This is a genomic window from Pluralibacter sp. (genome assembly GCF_019237635.1).
Taxonomy (GTDB): domain Bacteria; phylum Pseudomonadota; class Gammaproteobacteria; order Enterobacterales; family Enterobacteriaceae; genus Enterobacter_B.
In genome coordinates this window covers 1-10,675 of the sequence record NZ_JAFAGS010000056.1, presented here as the reverse complement: position 1 = coordinate 10,675, position 10,675 = coordinate 1, and the positions used below count along the sequence as shown (strand labels likewise).

Genomic DNA, 10,675 nt, shown 5'->3' with positions numbered 1-10,675 from the left:
ATCGATGCGAACGACGGTGTTCAATTATATTGAGTGCGATTACAATCGGTGGCGCCGACACAGTGCCTGTGGCGGACTCAGCCCGGAACAATTTGAAAACCAGAACCTCGCTTAGCACCGTGTCCACATTATGTGGGTAGGATCAGTAAGATGATCCTTTCCATTTATATCCGGTAATGGCCTGATATCAAGCTTACTACCAGAACCATGCACGATATTTTCTAATGCTTCTGAGCCAATCCTTTGCCCGGTCTGCTTCTCTATCTCTTTTGCCGCTTTCATCTCGGTAAGCAGCGTCAGTTGCTCAGCAGTGAATTTCCCGCTTGCACTTACCGCAAGGCCCGCCGGAAGGGCATCCCCCATCCCCATTTCTGCAAACCAGATAGCCATTTCATTGGCGCACAATACTGGGTTTGCTACACAAGCACTTACGCTCGCCTGAACCGCAGCAGCCGCAGCAGGAGCCAGTGCAGCAATTGTACCTCCTGCCGCGCCCGCGCCTAATGCCACTCCAATTGCCTTATTAACCGCTTCTCCACGCTGGCAGGCTGCACCGTTAGGGTCTTTTGAGCAAGACGCTATATCCTTCGCATGCTCCTGCACGAACTTGGTCTGGGTGTCTTCATTACCACCCAGCAGGTTATTCTCAACAACAACTCGCTCCGACACAGTTATTGAGAGCACAAGGCTATTTTGTTTGTTAAGTCAGCAGCTTACAACCATTTTTTGCCAGTGCATTCTGATATACAGGCATACAAGCCCCGACGCGCACTTTTGCACCCCGTTACCTATTTTCGCCAATGTTGTTAAAGAACATGACGCTGTTTCACCATGAAGACCGCAGATTCCAATAGCTACCAATTACAACAGCCACCCCAGTCTGCACCTGAACGGTAACTGGCTGGCAGAGGCGGGATTCAGCACCGACACGCCGGTCACGGTCAGCGTGGAGCCGGGAAGACTGGTGATCGAGCCGGTCAGGAGCTGACGAGTAAAAAGATCCCGGCGCTAAGGCCGGGATTGATCATTTTATTTGCTTACTTATATGTTTCAGCCATTCTTCAGATGAAGGCCATTCGTTAAGGTAATAATAACTACAATCAATTTCGTTAAGCAGTATGTCCTGTAATTCATTATCTGATAGCGAAAGCGTCAGCAGATAATCTATTTCAGATTTCAACTGCAACTGCTCTTCCGAAGTCTCAGTAGTTTTGTAAGCAGCCAATGTTTCATCCGCACTACCAAATAGCAACTCAAAATCTTGGTTAAAATAACACCTTAACAAATATGATAGAGATGGATATTTTTCTTTAATATTCATGGCGTTGGATATCCAGTAATAATTTTATAGCCACCAGGCATAGAAGAATCTCTTCCTATGATAATTCTGGCATTTGTAGCAGGTACAGCACTTGTCGAGCCGCGAGTGACACTAATGCCAATAGCAGTAGAGGATTGATAATCAAGCTCTAAGTATCCTTTTTGGCTACTAGATAAATAATTCTGGATCTTTGCCTGGTTGCTATCAATGGCTCTGCTTGCTACAGCTTCTGCTGTAGCCCTATCTGTAAATGTAGATGCTGTTTTTGTATTACCTGTAGACACTCTATCGAATAACTCCGCTTCAGATTTTCCAACATGTCGATCAATCAAATGGCCGCCTGCTTTCTCATGAGCTGCTAACCCGCCACCGTGAACGATAGAACTACTTTGTCCTACTTCAGTCCCTTTCGCTACAACCTTACCAACCCCCGCAGCTATGCCCGCCGCACTGGTTCCTGCTGCCTGTGCCAGTGAGTTTATCGCAAGCTGCTTCGCTTCAGACGAATCACCAGACATTAACGCATTGTGGATGGCTGCGTTTCGGTCTGCTTCGAGCTGGATGGTCGTCACCTGAAGAACAGCTAATTCGTCCTGTTCTGCTGGACTTAACCCACCATTATTGCGTGATTTTTCCAGCAACTCGCTGGTACGACGGGCATAGTCTGCCTGTAACTCACCCACCTCATTGGCTTTATTAACGCAGTCCTGAGCGCCTTTACATCCCAGAACGCTTTCATGCTGTTCTGCGTTGATTTTCTTGTACTTATCAATAACAGCATTTTCGCAGGCAGTACTGCCCTGACATTGAGTCATTTCCTGAGCACGGGATTTATTCTGAGCGACACTCAGAGAATTATTCTCAACCGCATTCCTCCCTGCCTGCGCCCCCGCTGTTGTGCTGCCTGAATCTCCCCCTACCAGATTTCCCGCCAGCCCTGCTGCGAGAGTTGCCAGATTACTGACGAGCTGTTTATCCTTTTCATCCAGGTCACGGACGTTCATACCCGGATACAGCTGCCCCAGAATGGCCTGTGCAACCATCTCCCCGGAAATCGCACCTGCCGCCCCAGCGGCGGCGTTATCGCCCTGCAGCGATGCCACCACGCCGCCCAGCAGCGCATGTGCAACCAGTGTTTCTTCTTTGCTGAGGCCCGAGCGGTGACCAATGGTATAAGCCAGTTCCGGCGCGGCCGCTTTACTCAGCGCGCCTGCCAGAGTACCGCCAGACGCCATTGCCGTCAGCGCGCCAGTAACAGCCTGAATACTCCGCTGTACCACTCCACCGGTGCCGTACATCGACGCGACGTTGTTATAAGCCCGTCTGGCTATCTCCGCGTCTGACGGGGATTGCCCTTCCTCCAGCAGCTGCCTGCGGGCTTCCGCCAGTGCCTTCGGATCTTTCGCGGCTTTACGCCCGGCCAATTCACCCTGGGTTTTCGCCACATCCGCAGCCTGAGCTCCCACATCACTGATCAGCTGTACTGTCTTCAGCCGGTTTTGTTCTTTCTCCTTGTCAAAGATCGGGCTGATGCTGTCATTGGCATGCTCCGTATCCCGGCTGAGGTCAGAGACATTCTGCTTCTGGTGTGCAGTATCACGGATGGTAATCGTACCGTCCGCGACAGCGGCCTGCGTGGTTCCTTCTTCATGCCCCTTGTGACCAGCCCCTGACAGCATGGTATTCGCCAGGTTACTCGCAAACTGCCCGCCAATACTGCCGCCGCTGTTGAACGAGCCCCCGCTATGCTGAGTACTGAAGTCGGCGTTGTTGTTGATATCACTGAAACCCAGCGTACCGGTATCAAGATGATTTTTATCCGCAGTCGCCGTGGAAGCAATAACAGCCCCATCCAGCTGCGTATGATTGCCCACCGTCACATCAAAGCCGCCATTACCAGCAAACAACCCGCTCTGCTCCTGAACGGAGTCGTAACGGCTCTTCATTTTGTCCTGGTTGACGCTGATATAGCCCGAACCGGTCATCGACCCGAAAGTGAAGCTACCGCCTGCCGCAACACTACTCTGCTTGCTGTCGTAGTCGTTATTATCCTGCTGGCTGCGTATCAGCAGGTCACGGCCAACATCAGCAATAATCTTGTCACCACTGACCTGCGCACCGTTCAAAATCGTATCGCGGCCGCTGTTTATCGTGACGGTTTTACCACTGTCGATGGTGGTCTCGGCCCACTCGGTTCCCCGACCTTTCTCTTTCCCGCTGGCGGCATTGCCGTTAGCAAACACACTAATACCCCAGCCGCCGCTACCTACACCAATACCAATACCTACACCGCCACCACTGCTGCTGTTCTTGCCGCTGATTTGCTGGGTATTCGCCGCGCCGCTCAGCAGAATATCGTGCTGCGCATCCAGACGAGTATCGCCACCCGCTTTTAGCTGACTGCCCGCAATCACTATATCGCCACTGTTCTGGCCTTTATTTTTCCCGTTCGCAGCAATGGAAAGGTTATTGCCCGCATTTAGCGTGCTACCCGCCACGAAGTCACTCTGAGCGTGTTGCTCTGATTTGGACTTTTGTGTCGTCAGCGATACACTTACGCCGATAGTATTGTTGTTATTGGGGGAATTGCCGTTGGCGGCGTCCAGCGCCACCCCCTGTCCGGCCTGAACACCAGAAAGCACCGACTTCGTTGCCTGCAGCGCCGCCAGCCGACCGTCACTCTCCGCCTTCGCATCCTGCGCAGCATTCACTGCATTGTTGATAGCGCCGCCTACCGCCCCCGATAGCGCCAGCGTCAACCCGCTTTTCCGCTGTTCGAAGATCTCATCACGGGTACGTTTATCGTGGCCCGGGTCAATGACGACGCTGTCGCCAGTGATGGAAAGATCCTTGCGGGCAATCAGGTCCGCACCGCCAATATGCGCCTGGTTCCCGGCGGAAATAGCCACGCTACCGCCCGTCGAGCCCACGGTGCTGAAGCTCTGACTTTGCGTCGCGCCCTGCTCACGCAGGTTATGTTTTGTCGTGCTGCTGCCAATGGTAAAACCGATACCGCCGGAACTCATCAGGCCGCTTTTATGCTCTTCTTTAAAGCGCCAGGAGGTGTTGGTATTGGTCGCTGCAAGGATATCAACGTTATTCCCCGCCTGTAGCGCAACAGTGTTATCGGCCGCAACCGCAGAACCTTTTACCAGTAAGTTATTCCCCGCCTGCACCTGAATATTATCACCGCTAAGCAACGTTCCGGCTTCACGGGTGGCGCTGTCTTCCTGAATGGTATGCGTGGTTTTTTTACTGAGGAAGCCGCCGGAGGTTTTCTTTTCCTCTTTGTAGGCATAATCGCTTTCGGTCGCGGTGCTCAGGTTCACATCGCGCCCGGCGGCAATCCCGATGTCTCCGGTCGCCTGAACCTGCGCCGCCTGCGTATTCACATCCCGCCCGGCGATGACCACCGTGTCGCCGCCGCTGGCGATTTCGGTGCCCTTCTGACGGACGGTTTCATTAATCACGGTTTTCTTGCCGGAACGGCTGCTGTCGCCGCTGGCGGTAGCTTCCGCCAGCAGATTGACGTCACGCCCGGCCTGCAGGCCGACATTCCCTTCAGCGGCAATCCCGGCGGCCTGGCTGGAGATATCCCGGCGCGCCGTCAGGGTCAGGTTATCCCCGGCGGTCAGCGTCGAAACGTCCGCGCCGGAGGCGTGAGATTCGCTGTTGGCATAGCGGCTGTTCTGGTGCGTCTCGCCCGCATTCAGATTGATATCGTTGCCCGCCGCCAGCTGCGCGCTTTTCCCGGCGTCAACGTGGCTTGCGGTGATGTTCAGGTCGTTACCGGCCTGAACCGTCAGGTTGCCGCCCGCCGCCAGGTTACTGCCCTGGTGGGTGGTGGAGGACACGCTTCTGTCCTTCGCAGACCAGAAATTCGTCTGGCTCAGGCCCTGGTTTATCTGGTTCGCGCCCACCATCACATCGCCCCCCGCGGCCAGCGCGAGGTCGCCACCGGCACGCACCTGCGCGCCAGTGATGTTGATGTTGTCCCCGGCTTTCAGGCTCATCCCTCCGGTCGCGGCGATCGATGCGGTTTGCCCGATATCCGTTCCGTACAGGTTTACGCTGCCGTCACCCCGGCGGCCGTTCGCGGTAAACGCCCACTGATCCGCGCGGGTGAGGTTATTGATGCTGCCGTCCAGGCTCTCCAGTTGAACCGTCTTCCCGCTGATGGTGGCGCTGATGTTATTAATATCGCCCATCGCGCTGAGGTTGAGATCACCACCGGCCTGCATCAGGCTGTTGTTGAGGTTGCCGATCGCGTCCTGGCTGTCGAGGGTCAGGTTATTGCTCGCCAGCAGCGTGCTGTTGTCGTTGGCGATCGCGCCGCCTTTCAGCGTCACGTTATTACCGGCGATCACGCTGCCGTTGTTGAGCGCAACATCCTTCGGCGACAGGTACAGTTTGGGGACCATGACCGTTTCGCCGTTGATCGTCGCCGATTCCCACCACAACATGCTGCGATCGAGCGAGGCTATCTGATCGGCGCTTAAGGAGACGCCAAACGCCAGATTCATCGACTTCTGCGATGCGGCGGCGTTATCCATCAGGTAACGCATCTGATCGAGGTCGGAACCGAGGCCGTTCAGGTAGCGGCTGCCGGTCTGGTTCAGCACCTTATTGCTGACGTAGCGCGTATCGAACGCGGCGTCGCCGAGGAAACGGTAATCTTTTTCCGTGTTCAGGTTGAGGCGGCCGAGCATATACGACGAACCGATAAACTGCTTTTCGTTCGTCCAGACGCTGCGGGTCTCAACCGGCACGGTAGTGCCAGGCGTAATGCCAAGCAGCGCGTTCAGCTCGCCGAACAGGGCGGAATCGAGCTGCCCGAGCCCGTTAAGCTTCGGGTTGATGTTAATCAGATACGGGCTTTTCGGGTTATCGGAGAAAACAAAGTAGCCGTTGTCGCCGGTCGGCAGCGGGTATGCGCTGGTATCGACGGTTTTCCCTTGATACTGCCCCATTGCATCGCCTTTGGCGCCGCGCAGGGAAGCATCAATGAGGCCTGCGTTTTTAAGCCCGTCCACCTGACCGAGGTTGGCATTGCCTTTCTGCGAGGTGGAAATCGTGGTCAGCGCGGCATCCGACACGCCGCCGGTATCAAGACCGCTACCGCCATTGAGCTGTTGTAGCGCGCCCTGAAGCTGGTCTTTCCACGGCAGGGAAGCGACATCTCCCCCCGCCAGGTTCTGTTTTTGCGCACCGCCGTCAATCGTCTGATGGCTGAGGGTATTCAACGCCGGGGCAGAGACCGTGTTGCTGACACGGCCGGAATTAGACGCTGTGTTGGTATTGCTGATATTACTGGCGAAATTAGCCATCACAGCGCCACCCGCCTGGATGACGGCGCGATACAGCGTTTCTCCGGCGGTATCCGTCCGGCGGGTTCCCGTTGGCGTGTAGCTAATCGGCTTACGATTAAACACAGCGCTGTCGCTTAATTTGCTTTCGTCCGCTGACCCATACTGCGCATACTTTCCGGACAGGCTGGCCGTTGACGCATAGCGCTGATAAATCGTGGTGGTGCCCGCAGTCCAGGAGTGGTTATCCAGTTGGCGTCCGGTCAGCGAGATATTGCCATTGGCCAGAATCGCGCTGGCCTCGTTGCTCAGCGTACCGGCATTAACCGTCAGGTGACGTCCGGAAGAAAGACGGCTGGCGCGGCCCTGGGCATTCACCCCGACGGTGATCGTCTGTAGCGCAAACTCTAGTTCAGGCGCATTTTTTAGCGCTGCGGTATGAATCGTTGTATGGCAACTGGGTCCGGCGCCATGGCCGGGGCTGCCGCCGCCGCTACAGTCCCGCGTGGTGTAGTAGCCATAATCCACACCGAATTTAAGCTCGGATAACGGTACCAGCACTTTCGCGCCGCCCTGCAGCCAGGGGCGCGAGGCGGTGAGATCGGTTGTGGTTTCCGTTGCCGAAATCTGATCCCAGGTATTGCGTAAATAACCGGTATTGATAGCAATATCGCCGTTCTGCGTCTCAATGGTCCCGGAAGTGTTGATCACCTCACTGTTCGCCGCGCCGCTGGCGTCTTTTTGCATCACCAGGTTATTGCCCGCCAGGATATCGCCACGCTGGTTGTGAATACTGTTAGCAAACAGCGAAAGATTATTTCCGGCGTAAAGTAACGCCGTATTGACAATAGCCCCCGGCGCACTCAGCAGCAGAGAGCCTGCCGTTCCGGTAAAACCGTTGAGCGTAATATTGCTGCGGCTGGCGATACTGACATCGCCGCCGGACTGCAGCGAACCGCTGCCGTTCAGGGCGACATCGCTGCCGCTGAGGGCAGACGTCCCGTTACCGGCTTTCAGTTGCCCGTTGTTGATAAACCTGCCGCCCGCCTCCAGGGTGATACCGTTCCCCTGTACCGTGCCCTGGTTAGTCATCTCCCCCTGGCTGCGGATAGCGAGCTGCTTGTTGGCCGCCAGCACGCCCTGCGCGGTAAACGCGTTCGTCAGATTCAGCGCGAGGTTCCCCAGCGCCACGGCCTGGCCCGCGCCGTCAAGCGTTGCGCTATCCACGCTCAGATCGCCGCCGCTGAACAGTTTGCCGTTGTTGTGGGTGACATTGCCGCCCCTGACCTCAAGGCGGGTGTTGCCCAGCAGGGTGCCGTTGTTGGTCAACTGACGATAGTTTGTCGTCAGGTTGCCCGCCTGCGTCATGCCCTGGTTGGTGAAAACATCCCCGGTCAGCGTCGCCTTATCCGCCAGCCACGTGCCGCTGTTGCTGGCGGTGGCGGCGTTAAGGGTAAGATCTGTCGCCTGCAGCCAGCCTGCGCCCGCATACTGCGGCGTCGTCAGCGTCATCTGCGCGCCGGAGAACAGTTTCCCGTCGTTGCGCGCCTGGGTTGCGGCGCTGATGCGGGTTTCGCCGCCGCCCTGGATAAGACCGTCGTTAAAGAGGGAAGCTGCGGTTACGTTCAGCCCCTGACCGCTCACCACCTTACCATCGCGGTTATTGGTCAACGTGGAAGCCGTCACCGACAGGCCATCCACGCCGCTGATGGTGCCGTCGTTGGTCAGCGTCGTGCCTTTCAGGGTCAGGTTTTTCGCCGCCCACTCACCCTGGTTGGTCAATGCGAGCGCCTGAAGCGCGGCGGTGCCGAGGGCGGTAATTTTACTGCCTGCGGCGGTGGTGAGGTTATCCGCGAGCGTTATCTGTAGCGCATCGCCGCTCTGCAACGTCCCGCTGTTGGCGAGCGATTGCGCGTTGAGAAGAATAGACTGTCCCTGCCATGTCCCGGCATTGGTGACAGCGCCGGAGGCAATGGTCAGCGTCCCCTGCGACATCAGCGAACCGGACGCGCCGTTGATTAGCGTCTGCTGCGGCGCCGCCATCGCCATCCGCGCCAGTAAACGCGGCCGACCTTCCAGCGTCAGGCTTTGCAGGCCGATGAGCGTGCCCTGGTTGTTGATGCGGCCCTGATGAACAGCGAGCGTGTTGCCCTGCGCCGAACCGCGGTTGTTAAGCTGAAGGCCGTCGAGCGTGATGTCGCTTTCGCTGAGGATCTGCCCGGCGTTATCCAGCGTACCTGCCGTCAAAGACAGCGCGCCGTGGCTCATCAACGCGCCCGGCGAGGTCAGCGTACCGCCGACATTCGCCGTCAACGCGCCAGCACTTACCAGCGAACCGCTGTGCGTCCAGTCATCGGCCGTAACGGAAACCTGCTGCCCCTGCAACGTCCCCTGCGTGTTCAACTGTCCGGCATCCAGCATCAGCGCCCCGCCGCTTAGCGTGCGGGATATCGCCCCGGTGGTCAGCGCGTCGCCCTTTAACGTCAGCCCGTTCGCTCCCTGCCACAGGCCATCGTTACTCAACGTTCCGGCATGGAGGTCGAGCGTATCGCCCGCCATACGCCCCGGGTTGAGAATGCGCGCGGCGGCAATCGTGACAGCGCCGCCGCTCTGAATGTGCCCGCGGTTATCCAGCTGTCCGCCGAGTGTTGCGTTTACCCCGTTCAGGCCGTTCAGCACCCCGTCGTTGGTCAGCGCGTTAGCCGTCACGCCGAGCGTACCGCCCTGCATCACGCCCGCGTTACTGAGCGTGTCGCCGTTCACCGTCAGCGCGTTGCCGGACAACCATTTCCCGGCGGCGTCCGTGGTGGTGGTGTCCGCCGTTGCGAGGATACTGTCATCCGCCTGGATAAGCCCCCGGTTATTCAGCGTTTTGGCTCCCAGCGTCAGGTTTTGTCCCACCAGCACGCCGCGGTTATCCAGGCTGTCGGTCGTGACGGCAATCGCCCGCTCAGCGAGCAGATTCCCCTGATTCGTCAGCGAGTCCTGAAGCGTCAGGTCGAGGGCGCCCGCATGAATTTCACCGGCGTTGATCAGCTGCTTTCCGCTCAGGGTAAAACCGTCTTGCGCCTGTATCCGCCCGTGGTTTTCGAGGCGATCCAGGTTCAGCGCCAGCCCGCTGCCGCTCACCAGTTGGCCCTGTTGCCCGTTAAACACGTCGCGCGTGGTCAGCTGTAGCCCGCCGTTGCCCTGCACAAGGCCGTTGTTGGTCAGCTGCGGCGTGTTGAGCGTCAGGGCTTTCGCCGCAATCGCGCCGTCGTTAACCAGCTGTGCCGCCGTAATCCCGATGGCGTTCTGGCTGCGCAAGTCGCCCTGGTTGGTCATTTTCCCGGCAGCAGCGATCTGCAGGTTATCCTGCGCCTGTACGCGGCCGCCGTTATCGACGCGGTCCGCCGCAAGCGCTATCTCCCGGCTCTCCATCTGCCCCTGGTTGTTCAGCGTTTTGCCTGTAAGGCGCAACGTGTCGCCGCCCGTTATCTGGCCGCCCGCCAGGTTACTGAACGTATCGCCGTTCCATGTCAGCGACTGGCTTCCCTGCAAAATACCGCTGGTTTGCAGGTCACCGTGCAGCGCCAGCACTTTCGCCAGTAGCGTGCCGTCGTTGGTGGTGCTGTCACCGTCGATGGAGAGCGTTGCCGCCGCCACCTGCCCGTGGTTCACCAGCGCCGGTGTCGTCAGGTCAAGCGCCTCATCGGCCAGCAGACGTCCGCTGGTGTGATTGTCGAGCCCGCGGGTCAGCCCAAGCTGCATCGACGCGGCGCTGAGATCGCCGCTGTTGGTCAGTTGGCTGCCGGTGAGCGTCAACGCGCCATCAGAGCGCCACTTACCGTCGTTGACGCTCTCACCGGCGGTGAGGGTCAGCGCCTTCGCGCCCTGCATCACCCCCTGGTTGCGCAGGCTGTCGCTGGTCAACCCGAGCGTATCCCCGGCCAGCAGGCCGCTGTTTTCAACGCGCTGCGCCTGAATGCTCAGCGCCTCGTCCGCCAGCATGCGGCTGTCGCTGTCGCCGCGCAGCGTGGCATATTCGCTGCGCAGGTTAACGCCGTTG

4 protein-coding genes and 1 pseudogene are annotated in these 10,675 nt (G+C 57.9%); 2 read left to right on the top strand and 3 right to left on the bottom strand.

Going from position 1 to position 10,675, the window contains the following annotated elements:
• A partial coding sequence (locus JO226_RS06900) for an IS3 family transposase (protein WP_293493372.1) occupies positions 1-115 on the top strand: 115 nt, incomplete at its 5' end.
• On the opposite strand, the gene JO226_RS06895 is transcribed toward JO226_RS06900, so the two are convergent.
• Positions 112-669, bottom strand: coding sequence for a hypothetical protein (locus tag JO226_RS06895; protein WP_293545054.1), 558 nt, complete (start codon positions 667-669; stop codon positions 112-114). The genes JO226_RS06900 and JO226_RS06895 overlap by 4 nt on opposite strands.
• 187 nt (positions 670-856) lie before the next feature.
• On the opposite strand from JO226_RS06895, the pseudogene JO226_RS06890 reads away from it, so the two are divergent.
• Positions 857-988, top strand: a pseudogene (locus JO226_RS06890) (SymE family type I addiction module toxin); the annotation flags it as partial.
• Between the two features lie 36 nt (positions 989-1,024).
• Here the strand turns inward: JO226_RS06890 and JO226_RS06885 are convergent.
• Positions 1,025-1,321 (bottom strand): contact-dependent growth inhibition system immunity protein, encoded by a 297-nt coding sequence (locus JO226_RS06885; RefSeq protein ID WP_293545051.1) that lies wholly within the window; start codon positions 1,319-1,321, stop codon positions 1,025-1,027.
• Positions 1,318-10,617 (bottom strand): hemagglutinin repeat-containing protein, encoded by a 9,300-nt coding sequence (locus JO226_RS06880; protein ID WP_293545048.1) that lies wholly within the window; start codon positions 10,615-10,617, stop codon positions 1,318-1,320. The genes JO226_RS06885 and JO226_RS06880 overlap by 4 nt, the downstream gene beginning before the upstream one ends.
• Positions 10,618-10,675: the final 58 nt, after the last annotated feature.